This window comes from Arthrobacter sp. Y81 (genome assembly GCF_002929335.1).
Lineage (GTDB): Bacteria > Actinomycetota > Actinomycetes > Actinomycetales > Micrococcaceae > Arthrobacter.
The window spans coordinates 98,248-115,676 of the sequence record NZ_PJIL01000013.1; the positions used below are offsets into that span (position 1 = coordinate 98,248).

15 protein-coding genes are annotated in these 17,429 nt (G+C 66.8%); 9 read left to right on the forward strand and 6 right to left on the reverse strand.

What is annotated here, in order from left to right; all coding sequences use genetic code 11:
- Window positions 1-11: 11 nt before the first annotated feature.
- A complete protein-coding gene (gdhA, locus tag CXQ91_RS16895) occupies window positions 12-1,349 on the reverse strand; it encodes an NADP-specific glutamate dehydrogenase (protein WP_104175056.1) in 1,338 nt (445 codons plus the stop codon).
- 205 nt (window positions 1,350-1,554) lie between these two features.
- Here gdhA and CXQ91_RS16900 point away from each other — a divergent pair, with 205 nt between their 5' ends.
- Window positions 1,555-2,208 (forward strand): AmiS/UreI family transporter, encoded by a 654-nt coding sequence (locus CXQ91_RS16900; protein ID WP_104175057.1) that lies wholly within the window; start codon window positions 1,555-1,557, stop codon window positions 2,206-2,208.
- On the opposite strand, the gene CXQ91_RS16905 is transcribed toward CXQ91_RS16900, so the two are convergent.
- Window positions 2,185-3,660 carry an APC family permease gene (locus CXQ91_RS16905; RefSeq protein WP_104175058.1) on the reverse strand — a complete coding sequence of 492 codons (1,476 nt, stop codon included), beginning with the start codon at window positions 3,658-3,660 and terminating at the stop codon, window positions 2,185-2,187. The genes CXQ91_RS16900 and CXQ91_RS16905 overlap by 24 nt on opposite strands.
- A gap of 324 nt (window positions 3,661-3,984) precedes the next feature.
- On the opposite strand from CXQ91_RS16905, the gene CXQ91_RS16910 reads away from it, so the two are divergent.
- On the forward strand, window positions 3,985-5,394 hold the full coding sequence (locus CXQ91_RS16910) for an aldehyde dehydrogenase family protein (protein WP_104175099.1): 1,410 nt from the start codon (window positions 3,985-3,987) through the stop codon (window positions 5,392-5,394).
- Window positions 5,395-5,517: 123 nt separating this feature from the next.
- Here CXQ91_RS16910 and nagB read toward each other — a convergent pair whose 3' ends face one another.
- The 3 genes from nagB to CXQ91_RS16925 are packed head-to-tail and all read right to left on the reverse strand — an operon-like array spanning window position 5,518 to window position 8,897.
- Complete coding sequence (nagB, locus tag CXQ91_RS16915; protein WP_104175100.1) at window positions 5,518-6,336, reverse strand: glucosamine-6-phosphate deaminase; 819 nt, start codon at window positions 6,334-6,336, stop codon at window positions 5,518-5,520.
- Window positions 6,317-7,633, reverse strand: coding sequence for an N-acetylglucosamine-6-phosphate deacetylase (locus tag CXQ91_RS16920; protein WP_104175059.1), 1,317 nt, complete (start codon window positions 7,631-7,633; stop codon window positions 6,317-6,319). The genes nagB and CXQ91_RS16920 overlap by 20 nt, the downstream gene beginning before the upstream one ends.
- Window positions 7,623-8,897 (reverse strand): PTS transporter subunit EIIC, encoded by a 1,275-nt coding sequence (locus CXQ91_RS16925; protein WP_219816540.1) that lies wholly within the window; start codon window positions 8,895-8,897, stop codon window positions 7,623-7,625. The genes CXQ91_RS16920 and CXQ91_RS16925 overlap by 11 nt, the downstream gene beginning before the upstream one ends.
- Window positions 8,898-8,994: 97 nt before the next feature.
- Here CXQ91_RS16925 and CXQ91_RS16930 point away from each other — a divergent pair, with 97 nt between their 5' ends.
- From CXQ91_RS16930 to CXQ91_RS16945, 4 genes are all read left to right on the forward strand, one after another.
- Window positions 8,995-9,315: a PTS glucose/sucrose transporter subunit IIB gene (locus tag CXQ91_RS16930; RefSeq protein WP_258074060.1), complete on the forward strand. Its 321-nt coding sequence runs from the start codon at window positions 8,995-8,997 to the stop codon at window positions 9,313-9,315.
- A 26-nt stretch (window positions 9,316-9,341) separates the two neighbouring features.
- Window positions 9,342-9,827, forward strand: a complete 486-nt coding sequence (locus CXQ91_RS16935; protein WP_104175102.1) for a PTS glucose transporter subunit IIA — start codon at window positions 9,342-9,344, stop codon at window positions 9,825-9,827.
- Window positions 9,828-9,831: 4 nt separating this feature from the next.
- Window positions 9,832-10,551, forward strand: a complete 720-nt coding sequence (locus CXQ91_RS16940; RefSeq protein ID WP_104175061.1) for a GntR family transcriptional regulator — start codon at window positions 9,832-9,834, stop codon at window positions 10,549-10,551.
- Window positions 10,552-10,672: 121 nt separating this feature from the next.
- Window positions 10,673-11,530, forward strand: coding sequence for a prephenate dehydratase (locus tag CXQ91_RS16945; RefSeq protein ID WP_104175103.1), 858 nt, complete (start codon window positions 10,673-10,675; stop codon window positions 11,528-11,530).
- Here the strand turns inward: CXQ91_RS16945 and CXQ91_RS16950 are convergent.
- Window positions 11,520-13,436 carry an FAD-binding monooxygenase gene (locus tag CXQ91_RS16950; protein ID WP_104175062.1) on the reverse strand — a complete coding sequence of 639 codons (1,917 nt, stop codon included), beginning with the start codon at window positions 13,434-13,436 and terminating at the stop codon, window positions 11,520-11,522. The two genes, CXQ91_RS16945 and CXQ91_RS16950, sit on opposite strands and share 11 nt — an antisense overlap.
- Before the next feature lie 222 nt (window positions 13,437-13,658).
- Here CXQ91_RS16950 and CXQ91_RS16955 point away from each other — a divergent pair, with 222 nt between their 5' ends.
- Genes CXQ91_RS16955 through hpaE form a run of 3 tightly spaced genes read left to right on the forward strand, consistent with a single transcriptional unit; the run spans window position 13,659 to window position 17,394 of the window.
- Window positions 13,659-15,140: a fumarylacetoacetate hydrolase family protein gene (locus tag CXQ91_RS16955; RefSeq protein ID WP_104175063.1), complete on the forward strand. Its 1,482-nt coding sequence runs from the start codon at window positions 13,659-13,661 to the stop codon at window positions 15,138-15,140.
- Complete coding sequence (locus CXQ91_RS16960; RefSeq protein WP_104175064.1) at window positions 15,133-15,870, forward strand: GntR family transcriptional regulator; 738 nt, start codon at window positions 15,133-15,135, stop codon at window positions 15,868-15,870. Before CXQ91_RS16955 ends, CXQ91_RS16960 begins: the two co-directional genes overlap by 8 nt.
- A gap of 9 nt (window positions 15,871-15,879) precedes the next feature.
- Window positions 15,880-17,394 carry a 5-carboxymethyl-2-hydroxymuconate semialdehyde dehydrogenase gene (gene hpaE, locus CXQ91_RS16965; protein ID WP_104175065.1) on the forward strand — a complete coding sequence of 505 codons (1,515 nt, stop codon included), beginning with the start codon at window positions 15,880-15,882 and terminating at the stop codon, window positions 17,392-17,394.
- Window positions 17,395-17,429 lie beyond the last annotated feature (35 nt).

Below are 17,429 nucleotides of genomic sequence, written 5' to 3' on the forward strand. Positions count from 1 at the left end.
CGCCAGGGCGCCTAGATCAGGCCCTGCGCGAGCATGGCGTCGGCAACCTTGACGAAGCCACCGATGTTGGCGCCCAGCACATAGTTGCCGGGCTCGCCGTATTCGTCGGCGGTCTGGGCGCAGAGGTCGTGGATGCCCACCATGATGTCCGTGAGGCGCTGTTCGGTGTGCTCGAAGGACCACGAGTCGCGGCTCGCGTTCTGCTGCATCTCGAGGGCTGATGTGGCCACCCCGCCCGCGTTGGCGGCCTTGCCCGGGGCGAACAGCACACCGGCCTCCTGGAACACCGCCACGGCTTCCCGGGTGGACGGCATGTTCGCACCTTCACCGACGGCGAGCAGTCCGTTGCGGACCAGCCGGGCGGCAGCGTCGCCGTCGAGCTCGTTCTGCGTGGCGCACGGCAGCACCACCGTGGCGTCGACGTCCCACACCGAGCCGCCGTCGACATAGGAGACTCCGGGGCGGCGGACCTCATAGTCCTTGAGGCGTCCGCGTTCCACTTCCTTGATCCGGCGAAGCAGGCCGACGTCGATTCCCGCCTCGTCCACGATGTAGCCGGAGGAATCGGAGCAGGCCACTACGGTGGCGCCGAGAGCCTGGGCCTTCGCAATGGCATTGATGGCCACGTTGCCGGAGCCGGAGACCACCACGCGCTGCCCGTCGAAGGACGAGCCCCTGGTCTTCAGCATCTCCCCGGTGAAGATCACCGTGCCGAAGCCGGTGGCTTCGGGACGCACCAGCGAGCCGCCCCAGGAGATGCCCTTGCCGGTCAGGACGCCGGATTCGTAGCGGTTGGTGATGCGCTTGTACTGGCCGAAGAGGTAGCCGATTTCGCGGCCGCCCACGCCGATGTCGCCCGCCGGCACGTCAGTGTATTCGCCGATGTGGCGGTACAGCTCGGTCATGAACGACTGGCAGAAGCGCATCACCTCGGCGTCGCTGCGGCCGCGGGGATCGAAGTCGGAGCCGCCCTTGCCGCCGCCAATCGGCATGCCGGTGAGGGCGTTCTTGAAGATCTGCTCGAAGCCGAGGAATTTCACGATGCCCAGGTACACGGACGGGTGGAACCGCAGGCCGCCCTTGTAGGGGCCCAGGGCTGAGTTGAACTCCACCCGGAAGCCGCGGTTGATCTGCACCCGGCCGGAATCGTCCGTCCACGGCACCCGGAAGATGATCTGGCGTTCGGGCTCGCACAGCCGCTCCAGGATGGCGGCTTCGAGGAACTCAGGGTGGCGGTCGTGGACCGGGCCGAGGCTTTCGAATACCTCGGTCACAGCCTGGTGGAACTCGGCTTCTCCCGGATTCCTGGCCAGGACGGTATCCCTGATGGCCTCGAGCCGTGCATCCATGATGATTCCTTACGTCGAACCGGGCGCGGGAAGTCTCCGGCATACGCCGGACCGGCACCCTTTTATTGAAACTTCAACATATCCAATTGTGACTGCACGGGCCACGCATGGCCAATCAGCCTTCCGCTAACCTCCGTATTGTGACATTTAATTTCCACGAAACGAAAACAATGGCCTCGGATCGGGGCCCGGCGGGGGACTTCTGATGGCCCATATTTGCCTGCTTCTCTCCGGGGCCGCGCTCCTGATCAACGGCCTTGCGGCGCTGGATCTCCTCCCCCGCCGGGAGGCTGCCGTGTTCAGCCTGGTCATCGGCGGCACCCAGTTGGTCCTCGGCGTCACGTACCTGGGGATTACCGGCGACGGCGGCCTGCATTTGCTCCTCGGGGCGTCCGGGATGTTCCTGTTTGGACTGACCTACGTGTACGTCGGCCTGGATTTCCTGCTGGGGCTCGGGTCCAGGGGGCTCGGCTGGTTCTGCGGGATGGTGGGCCTGTGCGGCCTTCTGCTCGCTGCTGCCTGGTCCGGGGAGGATCCTCTGCTGGCCGTCCTGTGGCTCTGCTGGACGTACCTGTGGATGCTGTTCTTCCTGCAACTGGCCCTGGGGTTTGAGCGCCTGGCGCCGCTGATCGGCTGGTCCCTCGTCCTCACCAGCCAGGCCTCTGCCACGGTGCCTGCGTTTATGGGACTGACCGGCCGGTGGCCCGGCGAACCGGAGATTGCCGCGGGAGCGGCCGTGTCGCTGCTGGCGCTGTTGCTGATTGCCGGCGGACTCGCCTGGCGCGGGCGGCACCAAACCGCCGCCCGCCCCGCCGCCGCCGTCGTCGAAAGTCCGTTACCCGGCGAAGTCCGGGTCTAGGATCCGGGCCCGCTTCTCCACCCGGATCTCCACCAGCACACCGGCCAGGAAAATCACGGGGACGGCCACCAGCAGCCCCACGGCCGTTTCGGCGCTTCCGCCGATGAGGGACGTGAAGTTGCTGACCACCAGGTAGAGCACCCACGCCAGCAGCACAGAGGCGAGCATCGGGGCGATGAGGGTCTGCCACCGCTGTCCGGGCACCCGTTCCCGGCGGAAATAGCCGACGACGGCGAGGGAGGACAGCATGTACAGCACCAGCAGTGCCGCGACGGCAAGGCCGCTGAACCAGGAGAAAAGCGTCAGCACCGGGTCCAGGCCCAGGAGCGCGAACGGGGCCACGAGCAGGGCGGCGACCGCCGTCTGGATCCAGGCTGCGGTCGCCGGGGCACGGTGCTTGTTGGTCCTGGCGATGACGGCGGGCATGGAGCCGCGCAGCGCCAGCGAGTGAAGGTAGCGGTTGATGCCGTTGTGGAACGCGATGATGCCGGCCAGCAGGGACGTCACCAGCAGGACGCCGGTGGTGACTCCTGCCCACGGTCCGAACATCTCAACGATCGGGCCGATCACGAACGAGGTCGCGTCGCCGGATTCGAGCGCTGCCCCTGCCGCGCCGACGACGTGGGACGGACCGTAGAAGCTGACCAGCATCCAGGTGATGAAGGAAAAGAAGACGGCGATGATGCCCACGGAGAGATAGGTGGCCCGCGCAACGGTCCGGTGCGGGTCCTTGGCCTCGGCGGAGTAGATGGCCGTCGACTCGAAGCCGAACATGGAGGCCACCGCGAACATGATGGCAACCCCCGGAGCTCCGCTGGCGATGGCTTCCGGCGCGAACGAGGCGGCCAAGTCCAGCCCCTCCGGGCCGCCGCCCTTGAACAGGACGGAGAATCCGAACATCAGGAGAATGGCCACTTCAAGGCCCACCAGGACCGCAAGTACGCGGGCGCCCAGCTCGATGTTCATGGATCCCAGGACCTGGACACCGGCCATGGTGACCAGTGCCAGCAGCCACCACGGAACCGTTAGCCCCGCGGATGCCAGCAGGCCGGAGAACGCGGCGCCGTACAGCCCGTACATTGCCGCCTGCACCGTGCTGTAGGCAAGCAGGGCCAGCCACGCCGCTCCGGCGCCGACCTTGCGTCCGAACGCTGCCGTGACATAGGCGTAGAAGGCGCCGTTGGTTTGTACCTTGCGGCTCATCGCCACAAAGCCGACCGCAAAGATCACAATGACGATGCCGACGACGAGGTAGGCGCCCGGGGCGCCGGCACCGTTGCCGAGCGCGGCCGCCAAAGGTGCTGCTCCGACGATTCCGGTCAGCGGCGCCTGCGCGGACAGGACAAAGAACAGAATGCCCAGGACGCCGATGCTGCCTGCGCGCAGTGCAGTGGAGTGTTCCTGGCGGGAACCGGGTTCCGCGGTCCGGGATTCGGGATTCGAAATACTCATTGGATCCTTCTTAACGGTCATGAGTGCTGGGGAATGTGCTGGGGGTTCTTGGATATGGATGCCTTGGCCGGGCAAAGGTGCCCGGTGAACAAGGGGCCTCGTGAAATCCAGCATGGCAGCGGCTTCCGGATGCGGCTTGTCTTGCAGCGATCAGTTGTTGTTCCTGAGCGCAGTCACACCCTCATGGTCCCGTTCCGTTCGCTCCCGCACAACAGCTCTTCACGGAAAGACAAGACCCGCAACGCCTGCCGGAGCACGCTTGAAGCAGCGCTGTTAGGCCGCACCGGCCTGCGGTCCCTGACCTACTCGAAGTGGAGTATCCCCATGGAAACTTACGACGCCCTGCTGGCCTCGATCACCCCGGTCACCGGCGACACCCGGACCATTCTGGACCCCGCCACCGGCACCGCCGTAGGCGAAGCTCCCGTGCACACCGTTGCGGACCTGGAGGCGGCCATCGCCGCCGCCGCGGCCGCCCAGCCTGCGTGGGCCGCGCTGGGCCACGGCGCCCGGAGCGCCGCGCTGCTCAAGGCCGCAGACGCCGTCGAACGCTCCTCCGAGGAACTCGCGCGCCTGCTCTCCCGCGAGCAGGGCAAACCCCTGAACGGCCCCAACGCCCGCTTCGAAGTCGGCGCCTGCGCCGCCTGGCTCCGTGCCGCGGCCACTACGCCGCTGGACCCGGAAGTCGTGGTGGACGACGGCGAAACCTACGCCGAACTGCACTACAAGCCCATCGGCGTCGTCGGTGCCATCGGCCCGTGGAACTGGCCGATGATGATCACCATCTGGCAGATCGCTCCCGCCCTCCGGATGGGCAACGCCGTGGTGGTCAAGCCCTCCAAGATGACCCCGTTGTCCGTCCTGGCCCTCGCCAAAGTCCTCAACGAGGAACTCCCCGAAGGCCTCCTGACCGTCGTCTCCGGGGACCGCGAGGTCGGCGCCCGCCTGGCCGAACACCCCGCCGTCGGCAAGATCATGTTCACCGGCTCCACGTCGGCTGGCCGCTCCATCATCAAATCCTCCGCAGACACCGTCAAACGCCTCACCCTGGAACTCGGCGGCAACGACGCCGGCATCGTCCTGCCCGACGCCGACCCGAAAGCCATCGCCGAAGGCCTCTTCTGGGGCGCCTTCATCAACACCGGCCAGACCTGCGCGGCGCTGAAGCGCCTCTATGTCCACGACGACATCTACGACGCCGTCTGTGAGGAACTCACTGCCGTGGCGAAGGCCATGCCGATGGGCGTGGGGCTGGATGAGAACAACGTCCTGGGCCCGCTGCAGAACAGGGCGCAGTACGACATCGTGGCCGGGCTCGTCGAAGCCGCCCGGGACTCCGGCGCCCGGATCCTCATCGGCGGCAACCCGGACGCGGACCAGCCCGGGTACTTCTACCCCGCCACCCTCGTGGCCGACATCGACAACAACAACCCGCTGGTGGCCGAGGAACAGTTCGGCCCCGCCCTGCCGATCATCCGCTACAGCACGGTTGATGAGGCGGTCGCCATGGCCAACGCGCTCGACGTCGGACTCGGCGCCTCCGTCTGGTCCCCCGACCTCGCCGCAGCCCGCAAGGTCGCTGCCCGGATCGAGGCCGGCACCGTCTGGATCAACAAGCACGGCGCCGTGGACCCCCGCGTCCCCTTCGGCGGGGCCAAGCAGTCCGGCTACGGCCTGGAATTCGGCGTCGAAGGCCTGAAGGCCGTCGGTGTTCCGCAGGTGATCAACGGCTAGGCATTACGGTTGGGCGCGTGGAGTTGGCCGGCGGTGTCCCGGCCGTCACGCACAAAATCCGAGGCTTGTCCGCTGAACCTCACTTTGTAGGTTCGGAATCGCGGACAAGCCTCGGATTCGTGCTCAGCCCTGCTGGACCAGCGGCTGCTGCAGCCAGGGCCGGGTGGGCGTCTGGCCCAGCTGGTCGTTGAACTCCTGGGCGTCCCGGTAGTAGTCCAGCAGGCTCAGGCGGGACGCGGCTGCGGGGTCCAGGATGACCACGGCCCGGCGGTGCATCTGCAGCACCGAGGCGGGGCAGTGTGCGCTGACCGGTCCTTCCACCATGGCCTGGACGGCCTCAGCTTTGTTCTCGCCCATGGCCACGAGTACCGCCAGCTTGGCTTCACGGATGGTCCCCAATCCCTGGGTCAGGCACAGCCGCGGGACGTCACCCTCCGGGAAGAACCGCGCGTTGTCCGCCCGGGTGGCTCCGGCCAGGGTCTTCACCCTGGTGCGCGAGACCAGGGACGAGGTGGGCTCATTGAACCCGATGTGGCCGTTGGCGCCGATGCCGAGGATCTGGATGTCCACTCCGCCGGCCGCCGTGATGGCTGCGTCGTAGCGTTCGGCCTCGGCCACGAGGTCCGGGGCATCCCCGTGCGGGGTGATGAGCTGCTCCAGCGGCAGGTCCACGTGATCGGCAAACTCCCGCCGGATGGTGGAGTAATAGCTCTGTTCATGCTCCGGCGGCAGCCCCGCATATTCGTCCAGGGTGAAGGCCGTGACCTGGCTGAAGCTGAGCTGCTCTTCGCGGTGCCGCCGGATGAGTTCCTGGTACGTGGATTTCGGTGAACCTCCCGTGGCCAGTCCCAGTACGGCCGGTCCCTGCCGGACCCGGGCATCGATGACGTCGGCGGCCCTGCCCCCTACGTGTTCGGCGGACTCACACAGAATAATCTGCACGCGCATTCCTTTCCTGAGTTAGTGGTGTGCCGGCCCGGTAGGCCTGCAACAGTTCAAGTTCTTCGGTGGTGACCAGCACGTCGGCGCGGTACCCCGCGGCCAGCACACCGACTTGGTCGGAGCCTGGCTGGTCGGAGCCTGGCTGGTCGGAACCCGGCCGGTCCAGGCCCATGAGCCGGGCCGGGGTGGCCGAGGCCGCGGTGACGGCGTCGGCCAGGGGGATCCCCCAATCCACGCAGCGGCGGACGTTCTCCAGCAGCAGGCTGGTTGCCCCGGCGATCGCCCCGGGATGGGCATCATGCCCGTCGGGAACCAGCCGCGCCACGCGGTCCTGGACCAGCACGTCCAGGCTGCCGAGCGTGTAGTGGCCGTCGGACATCCCTGCCGCGGCCATGGCGTCCGTGATCAGGGCAATCGAGTCCGGGCCCACCAGGTCGAACACCATGCGGACGATCTCCGGGTCAAGGTGCACCCCGTCGGCAATCAGCTCCAGGACCATCCGGTCCGGTGACTGCCGGGCCGCCTGCAGCAGGACGGGGATGGGGCCGGGCGTGCGGTGTCCCAGCGCCGGCATCCTGTTGAACAGGTGCGTGGCCGACCACGGGCCGCCGTCGGCACCCAGGCCGGCCGCACCGCCGGACGATCCGCCGAGGGCTTCCCGTGTCCCGGCCGCCGTGGCGTCGGTGTGGCCGAGCGACGGGACCACGCGGTAGGCCCTGCACAGGGAAACGAGTTCCGCGAAGTGCGCGGTTTCCGGTGCCAGCGTGATGGACCGGACCGTGCCCTGTCCCGCCTCGAGCCACTCCTTCAGGAATTCCGGGCTGCCATCGATGATGGCCGCCGGGTCCTGCGCCCCGCACATGCTCCTGGTGATGAACGGTCCTTCCAGGTGCAGGCCGGCCAGCGTGCCGTCCTGCACCAGCTCCCGCAGCACCGCGATCTGCTCCAGCAGCACATCCGACGGCGCCGAAACGAGCGAGGCGAGTACCGACGTCGTCCCCTGCGCGGCGTGGTAGCCCGCGGCCCGGCGGGCGCCCTCCGCATCCGCGGAGAAGGTGTGCCCAACGGCGCCGTGGCAGTGCACGTCCACCAGCCCGGGCAGGATGAGCGGAACCCGGGTTGTTTCGACGTCGACGCCGGCGGGCAGTTCCGCCGTCGGGCCGCACCAAAGGATGCGGCCCCCGGCGATCACCACGGTGCCGTCGTCGATCACTCCGTCGCCGGTCCGGCCGGTGACGAGGCGCCCCCGCAGCCCCAGCCCGCCGCCGGCTCCGGCCGGCAGCCCGTCAGCTCGCATCGGCTTTGACCATCGAACCGTTCTCGTCAGTCTCGTCTTCACGTCCCATGGTCCGCAGGTTCCAGCGGCGGATCACGAAGCGGAACACCACGTAGTACACCGCCGCGTAGCCCAGCCCGATGGGGATCAGCCAAAGCGGATTTTGGGCGATGCCGAAGTTGAGGACGTAGTCGATGGCACCCGCGGAGAAACCGAACCCGTGGTGGATGCCCAGAAAGTTGACCAGCATCATAGACGTGCCGGTCAGGACGGCGTGAACGACGTAGAGCGGCCAGGCCACGAACATGAACGAGAATTCCAGCGGTTCGGTGATGCCGGTGAGGAAGGCGGTGAGGCCGGTGGAGAGCATCACGCCGCCGACGATCTTCTTCTGGGATGGCTTGGCTTCGTGCCAGATGGCCAGGGCGGCCGCGGGCAGGGCGAACATCATGATGGGGAAGAACCCGGTCATGAACACACCCGCAGAGGGGTCGCCGGCGAAGAACCGGTTCAGGTCGCCGTGGGCGCCGTTGTAGTCGCCGATGATGAACCAGACGATGGAGTTCAGGATGTGGTGCAGGCCGAGCGGGATGAGCAACCGGTTGAGGGTGCCGTAGACCTCGCTGCCCACCACGGTGTTGTCCGCGACGGCGTTGCCCACCGCGGTCAGGCCGGTGTTGAAGAAGGGGTAGATGAGGGCCATGACCACGCCGATTACGATCGCGGCGAAGGAGGTCAGGATGGGCACCAGCCGGCGGCCGGCGAAGAAGCCGAGCCAGTCCGGCAGGGTGGTCCGGTGGAATTTCTGCCACAGCCACGCCGTCGTCAGGCCCATCACGATGCCTGCGAGCACACCGTAGTTGATGACGGGGTCCTTGCCGCCTTCGGGGGCGGCGCCGAGCACCAGGGGTGCCATGACCTTGAAAACGTTGGTCAGGACCAGGAACCCGACGACGGCGGCCAGCGCCGTGGACCCGTCGCCCTTCTTGGCGAAGCCAAAGGAAATACCGACGGCGAACAGCAGCGGGAGGTTCTCAAACAGGGCGCCGCCGGCCGCGCCGATCACCTGGGCAACGGTGGTCAGGCCTTCGAACCTGCCCAGCAGGTCGTCCTGGCCGAGCCGCAGGAGAAGCGCTGCTGCGGGAAGGGCGGCGATGGGGAGCATGAGGCTGCGCCCGAAGCGCTGCATGTTCTGCAGCGCTTTGCCGCTGCCCTTGGCCTTTCCGGGGGCCGGCGCGGCCAACGGGCCGGCCCCGGCGGATGCGGACGGGTTTTCCGTGGACATGTTGTTCCTCGTTTCGAAAGGGGGTGCTTGTGCGGGGATGCGGGATTCAGTATTGTTTTGCTAACTGGTTATAACCAGTGACAATCATCACTGTGAAGTGCACCGGGCTCAGTTGTCAACCTCAGGCAGGAAAAAAAGACCTCAAGAGCCGGCAGGCCTTCACCGCGAAACACCAACAGGAGTGGACATGTCCAAAGCAGAAATCATCCTCGCCGCCCTGGGCGGCGCCGATAACGTCGAAGAGATCGAAGGGTGCATCACCCGCCTGCGCACCGAAGTGCTGGATGCCTCGCGCGTTGACGAGGCCGCCCTGAAGGCCGCGGGCGCCCACGGCGTCATGGTGGCCGGCACGGTGGTCCAGGTGGTTGTGGGCCCCGAAGCCGAGAGCCTGGCCGAAGACATCCAGGACCTGATGTGAGCGCGCCTGGCGTAAGCACGCCTGACGTGAAACCTGCAGCACCCGCGGCAGCCATCAGCGTGGCCTCTCCCCTACCCGGCCGGCTCATCCCGTTGAGCGAAGTGCCGGACCCCGTGTTCGCCAAAGGGCTGGTCGGCGGTGGCGCCGCCGTCATCCCGGACGACGACGCGGGTGTGCTGACCGCCGTCGCACCCTTGGACGGCAAGGTCATCAAGGTCATGCCGCACGCCTACATCGTCCAGCACGCCTCCGGGCCCGCAGTGCTGGTCCACGTGGGAATCGATACGGTCGGCCTGAAGGGCGAAGGCTTCAGCGTGCTGGCGCAGAAAGGCGACCAGGTCCGCGCCGGGGATCCCATGATCAGCGTTGACGTCACACTGGTCCGCTCGAAAAACCTCAGCATGTGCAGCCCCGTGGTGATCCTGGACAGCGCACCGGACGCCATCGAATCACCGGAAAGTGGAGCGCGGGTGGAAGCCGGCGGGCGTCTGTTCGACCTGCCCGGACAATAGACCTATGGATACGGCAGGGGAACTGAAACACGTCTGGGTGCGAAGGCAGCTCCAGGACCTGGTGGCTTCGACGCTGCGGCCCGGGGACGCGCTGCTGGGCGAACGCCAGCTGGAGGAGAAGTTCGGGGTCTCCCGCATTACGGTGCGCCGGGCGATCTCGGACCTCGTCCAGGACGGAGCGCTGGTGCGGATCAAGGGCAAGGGGACCTTCGTCTCGCACGGACTGGTGCGTTCCACCCTGCACCTGGCCTCCTTCAATGAGGACATGCGGCAGGCCGGCTTTGAGCCCAGCACCCGGGTGATCACTGCCGCCACGTCGGAGCCGCCCGCCGCGGCGGCCGAGCACCTGGGGCTCGCCGCGGGGCAGGCCGCCTACCAGGTCCGCAGGCTGCGCCTGGCGAACGGGGCTCCCGTCAGCGTGGACGAATCCTGGCTGCCGCCCCGGCTCCTGCCGGACCTGCTCTCGGAGGACCTGACGGGATCCCTCTACCGCGTCCTCTCCACCTCAGGGCATCCGGTGCAGCACGTGGAACAGACCGTGGAGGCCGCAGCCGCACCAGAGGAAACCGCAGCCCTGCTGGACATCGAACCGGGCGCGCCCGTACTGCTCTTCCGGCGCCGGTCGTTTACCGGAGAGGCCGATCCCGGCACGCCCATCGAATACTCCATCTCGACGTACCGCTCGGACCGGTACCAGGTGTCGATGCGGCTGGCGCTTGGCTGAGCCAGGACTGTTCGCGCCTCACCCCAACTGACTCGCATTTAACGTCGCGAAACCCCCGGATGGCGACGTTAAATGCGAGTCACTTGGGCGGATGGGTGACAGGCGTGAAACCATACGGATCGTGACCCAGAAAATTGCGTACCAGGGCGAGCCCGGCGCCAACTCCAATATCGCGTGCCAGCAGATGTTCCCCGAGCTGGAAAGCGTCCCGTGCGCCAGCTTCGAAGACGTCTTTGAACTGGTGTCCAGCGGCGAGGCCGACCTGGCCATGATTCCGATCGAGAACTCGATTGCCGGACGGGTGGCGGACATCCACATCCTGCTCCCCCAGTCGCACCTGCAGATCGTGGGCGAGTTTTTCCTGCCCATCCACTTCGACCTGCTGGGCATCCCCGGCAGCACCATCGAAGGGGCCACGGAGGTTCACAGCCACATCCACGCGCTGGGCCAGTGCCGGCGCCTGATCCGTGAAGCAGGGTTACGCCCCGTCATCGCCGGAGACACAGCGGGGTCTGCCCGCGAAGTGCGGGAATGGAACGATCCCGCCAAGCTCTCCCTCGCTCCCCCGCTCGCGGCCCAGATCTACGGCCTCGAAGTACTGGCGTCGCGGGTGGAGGACGATCCGTCGAACACCACACGCTTTGTGGTCCTGGCGCGGGAAAAGGAACTGCCGACCCGGGACGAGTTGCCCGGGCCGGCAGTGACCAGTTTCGTGTTCCGCGTCCGTAACGTCCCGTCCGCGCTGTACAAGGCGCTTGGCGGTTTTGCCACCAATGGCGTAAACATGACCCGGCTGGAGAGCTACATGGTGGGCGACGAGTTTGCCGCCACCATGTTCATGGCCGATGTGGAGGGCCACCCCGAGGACCTGCCGCTGAAGCTTGCCCTCGAGGAACTGGACTTCTTCACCGCCGAGGTGCGGATCCTGGGTGTTTATGCAGCCGCGGAGTACCGGACAGCTCAGGCCGTCAGCGGCTGACAGCCGTCTGACGCCCGCGCAGGATCGGCGCGAAGAACGCGGCCAGCTCCGCCGTCGCCGTCAGGGGCAGGACGTTCGCCACGTACTGGTCCGGGCGTACCACCACAACGGCTCCGCCGCGGTCGATGCCGCGCAGTTCGAAGATGTCAGCCGCCGGATCGGTGCCGTAGACGTTTTCCAGGTAGGTGAGTTTGAACGGTCCCACCTCCGGCTTGAACACGGCCGGCACTGCGTTGATGTCGATGCTGGTGTGGTCCTGCTGGTAGATGACCTTCACGTCGAACCAGGCGTCAGCATCAGCCCCCGATGGTGTGGCGGCGAGCGGCGAGTCCGGCGCGTCGGCGAGCCAGCCGGCCAGGTCGGCGGCCGGTGACGCAGTACCCTCCTTTCCCATGACGGGGGTTGCCGCGTCCGCGAAAACGTAGATGCGCCAGCGGCCGTCAGCCTTGGCCTGATGGCCGAGGTGCAGCGGGTTCGTGTCGCAGACCCGCACGACGGGCGCGGACTTGAAGCGCTTGCCGATGGTGAAGCCGGTGGCAAGCCCCTGGTGGGCCGGGCTGCCGACGAGCATCGACGGGGCGTACTGGGTCATGAAGCCGGCCGGGAATTCGGCGGTGCTCACGTAGAAGTCCTCGAGCTCCGAGGGGGAGGCGAACTCCTCGGGCTTCTTCGCCATCAGCGTTGACCATTCCTTGTCAAAGTCGATGAGGTTCTTCGCGATGACCTGGCGTTCGGCCGAGTAGGTGGACAGGAGGCTCTCCGGGCTGCGTCCTTCGAGGACGTGGCCGAGTTTCCAGCCGATATTAAAGCCGTCCTGCATGGACACGTTCATGCCTTGGCCGGCCTTGGCGCTGTGCGTGTGGCAGGCGTCGCCGGTGATGAATACACGCGGCGTGCGGGTGCCCATGTCTTCCGGGCGGACGTCGTCGAACCTGTCGGTAAGGCGGTGGCCCACCTCATAAACGCTGTGCCAGGCCACATTGCGCACGTCCACGGTGTAGGGGTGGACGATCGCGTTGGCCTTGGCGATGATCTGCTCGATGGTGGTTTTGCGGACCGCGCCGTGATCGTCCGCGGGCACTTCACCGAGGTCCACGTACATGCGGAAGAGGTGCCCGCCTTCCCGCGGGATCAGCAGGATGCTGCCGCCGTCGTGGGACTGGATGGCGCACTTGAGGCGGATGTCCGGGAAATCGGTGTTGGCGAGCACGTCCATAACGCCCCAGGCGTGATTGGCCTGGTCGCCGGCCATGGTGCAGCCGATCGACTCCCGGACCTTGCTGCGGGCACCATCGGCGCCCACCACGTACTTCGCCCGGACAACACGTTCCCGGCCTTCATCGGGGCCGCTGGTGTGGACGAGCGTTACGGTAACCGGGTACTCCCCCTCCCCGACTTCGAGGCTGCGGAACTCATAGCCATAGTCCGGCGACATGCGCGTGGGGGCGTTGGCCATAACCTCGGCGAAATAGTCCAGCACGCGGGCCTGGTTGACGATAAGGTGCGGGAATTCGCTGATCCCGTGCGCGTCGTCGAGGGTGCGCGCGGCGCGGACAATGTTCGCAGGGTTCCGGGGGTCCGGCTTCCAGAACGCCATTTCGGTGATCCGGTAGGCCTCGGCGATGATCCGCTCGGCGAAGCCGAAGGCCTGGAAGGTTTCGACGCTGCGGGCCTGAATGCCGTCTGCCTGGCCGATGGCAAGCCTGCCGTCGCGGCGCTCCACGATGCGGGTGGTAATGCCCGGGAACTGGGACAGCTGGGCAGCGGTGAGCATGCCTGCAGGGCCGGTGCCCACAATGAGCACGTCCATTTCGTCGGGAAGCTGGGTGGGCCGGTCAATGCCGACGCCGGCGGCCGGCTGGACTCGCGGGTCACCTGATACGTAGCCGTGGTGGTGGAAATGCACGGGATTCCTCACTTCGTTGTGTGGCTGACTAGGGCCGTCTTGTGTTCGATATCGGAACTAATCGTTCGATAATAGAAATTCGGTTGCTGATTCAAAACTGTACGCAGGTATGACCTGCGTTACAAGCGCCCCTCAAAACTCCCGAAAAATCAGGGGTTGACGTCCGGAAGCTCGTAGGTAATAGTTATCGTATACGATTTCGTACTCGATGAGGAGTAACACTTGGAACAGGTCACCGACCACATCCTGGCCGCGGCCCGCAAGGTCATCGCGGTGCACATCAACTACCCCAGCCGGGCAGCCCAGCGCGGCCGCACCCCGGAACAGCCCTCGTACTTCCTGAAGCCATCGTCCTCCCTGGCGTTCGGCTCGGCAGAAGCCCCTTCAACGGTGGAACGCCCCGCCGGTTGCGAACTCCTCGGCTACGAGGGCGAGATCGCCCTGATCATCGGCAAGCCCGCCCGGCGCGTCGGAGTGGAGGACGCGTGGAGCCACGTCGAGTGGGTCACCGCCAGCAACGACCTCGGCGTCTACGACCTCCGCTACGCAGACAAAGGCTCCAACCTCCGGTCCAAGGGCGGCGACGGCTTCACCCCCGTGGGCCCGGGACTCATCGCCGCGGACGCCGTGGACCCCTCGAAACTCCGGATCCGCACCTGGCACAACGGCGAGATGGTCCAGGACGACACCACCGAAGACCTGCTGTTCCCGTTCGCTCGGCTAATCGCGGACCTGTCCCAGCTGCTCACGCTCGAAGAGGGCGACATCATCCTGACCGGCACCCCGGCCGGCGCCTCCGTCGCCAAGCCGGGCGACGTCGTCGAGGTCGAAGTCAGCGCTGCTGGCGTCACCACCGGTCGGCTGGTCACCCGGGTGGCGGAAGGCACGACGCCGTTCGCGGACTTCGGCGCCCGGCCCAGGACCGATGACCTCCAGCGGGAGGAAGCGTACGGCTCCCGCGAAGCCGCCGGACTCACCGCGGTGGCGGCCGCCGTCGGTCCGGTCCTGACCCCGGCACTGAAGACCAAACTGGAAAGCGTCTGCACGGCAACCCTGTCCTCCCAGCTGCGCAAGCGCGGCCTGAACAACGTCAGCATCGACGGCCTGACCTCCACCCGGCCGGAGAAGCGGATCGTGGGCCTGGCCCGGACGCTGCGCTACGTGCCCAACCGCGAGGACCTTTTCAAGACCCACGGCGGGGGCTTCAACGCCCAAAAGAAGGCCATCGATTCGGTGAACGAGGGCGAGATCCTGGTGATGGAGGCCCGCGGCGAAAAGGGCACCGGCACCATCGGCGACATCCTGGCCCTCCGCGCCCAGGTCCGCGGCGCCGCAGCCATCATCACCGACGGCGGCGTGCGCGACTTCGCCGCCGTGGCCGCCATGGACATGCCCACCTACTATGCCAACCCGCACCCCGCCGTGCTGGGGCGCCGGCACATCCCGTGGGACACGGACATCACCATCGCCTGCGGCGGCACCACCGTGCAGCCCGGTGACATCATCGTGGCGGACTCCGACGGCATCCTGGTGATCCCGCCGGCGCTGGCCGAAGAGCTTGCGGACGACTCCATCGCCCAGGAGCGCGAGGAAGTCTTCATCGCCGAGATGGTGCAGCAGGGCCACAGCGTGGACGGCCTCTACCCGCTGAACACGGAATGGCGCGCCAAGTATGAGGAATGGGAAGGCCCGGAACATGACTGAGACGGCTATGGAAACAGCCACCGAAAGCGGCACCACAGCCGGCAAGTCGGCCGGCAGCAAATCCGAGCAGGCCTATGCCGCGGTCAAGGCCCGGATCGTGGACGGCACCTACTCGCCCGGTTACCGGCTGGTGCTGGCCAAGATCGCCGAGGACCTGGGCGTCAGCGTCGTTCCGGTCCGCGAAGCCATCCGCCGGCTCGAAGCCGAGGGACTGGTTAAGTTCGAACGGAATGTAGGCGCTACGGTGTCCGGGATCGACCCCACCGAGTACCTCTACACGATGCAGACCCTCAGCATCGTCGAAGGCGCCGCAACGGCGCTGTCCGCACCCCTGATCGGCGAAGCCGACATTGCCCGGGCGCGTGCCTTGAACGAGCAGATGCGGGAATGCCTGCAGCACTTCGACCCCGTCCGCTTCACCGCGCTGAACCAGGACTTCCATAGCGTCCTGTTCGAGCACTGCCCCAACCCGCACATCCTTGACCTCGTCCACCGCGGCTGGAACCGGCTCGCCTCGCTCCGGTCATCCACTTTCCGTTTTGTGCCGGGCCGCGCCCATGACTCGGTGGATGAACACGAAGCCATCCTGAAACTGATTGAAACCGGAGCCGGCGCCGGCCAGATCGAAATGGCGGCCCGCCTCCACCGCAGCGCCACTTTGGACGCCTACCTTGCCCACACTCCGGCAGCGGTACAGGCGACACCCAACCACCAACCCCCACAGCAGTAAGGAAAAACAATGACGTTCACTGCCGCAGACACCAAAACCCACTACATCCCGCAGGACCTGCCCACCCACATCCAGCACTACATCAACGGCGAGTTCGTTGACTCCGTGGGCGGCAAGACCTTCGACGTCCTGGACCCGGTCTCCAACACCAACTACGCCACCGCCGCGGCCGGCCAGAAAGCAGACATCGACCTCGCCGTCGCCGCCGCCCGCGAAGCCTTCGCCAACGGCCCCTGGCCGAGGATGAAGCCGCGCGAACGCGCCCGCATCCTGAACAGGATCGCGGACGCCGTCGAAGCGCAGGAGGAACGCCTCGCCGAACTCGAAACCTTCGACACCGGCCTGCCCATCACCCAGGCCAAGGGCCAGGCACTGCGCGCGGCAGAGAACTTCCGCTTCTTCGCGGACCTGATCGTGGCCCAGTTCGACGACGCCATGAAGGTGCCCGGCTCGCAGATCAACTACGTGAACCGCAAGCCGATCGGCGTCGCCGGCCTCATCACCCCGTGGAACACCCCGTTCATGCTGGAGTCCTGGAAGCTGGCCCCGGCTCTGGCCACCGGCAACACCGTGGTCCTCAAGCCCGCCGAATTCACCCCGCTGTCCGCCTCGCTCTGGGCACAGATCTTCAAGGACGCCGGCCTGCCGGACGGCGTGTTCAACCTGGTCAACGGCCTCGGCGAGGAAGCCGGCGACGCCCTGGTCAAGCACCCGGACGTCCCGCTGATCTCCTTCACCGGCGAGACCACCACCGGGCAGACGATCTTCCGCAACGCCGCCACCAACCTCAAGGGCCTGTCCATGGAGCTCGGCGGCAAGTCCCCGTGCGTGGTGTTCGCCGACGCCGACCTCGACGCCGCGATCGACTCCGCACTGTTCGGCGTGTTCTCGCTCAACGGCGAACGCTGCACGGCAGGCTCCCGGATCCTCGTGGAACGCGCCATCTACGACGAGTTCTGCGAGAAGTACGCAGCCCGCGCCAAGAACATCGTGGTCGGCGATCCGCACGATCCCAAGACCCAGGTGGGCGCCCTGGTCCACCCGGAGCACTACGAAAAGGTGGCCTCCTACGTGGAGATCGGCAAGTCCGAAGGACGGCTGCTGGCCGGCGGCGGCCGCCCGGAGCACCTCCCCGAAGGAAACTACATCGCCCCCACCGTGTTCGCCGACGTCGCCCCCGACGCTCGGATCTTCCAGGAGGAGATCTTCGGCCCGGTCGTCGCCATCACCCCGTTCGAGAACGACGACGAAGCCCTGGCCCTCGCGAACAACACCAAGTACGGCCTGGCGGCCTACATCTGGACCCAGAACCTCACCCGGGCCCACAACTTCTCGCAGAACGTGGAGGCCGGCATGGTCTGGCTCAACAGCCACAACGTCCGCGACCTCCGCACCCCTTTCGGCGGCGTCAAGGCCTCCGGCCTGGGCCACGAGGGCGGCTACCGCTCCATCGATTTCTACACCGACCAGCAGGCCGTGCACATCACCCTCGGCACCGTCCACACCCCGAAATTCGGCGCCTGAGCGATTCCGCCCAGCGCCAAACCAGACCCCGCTTT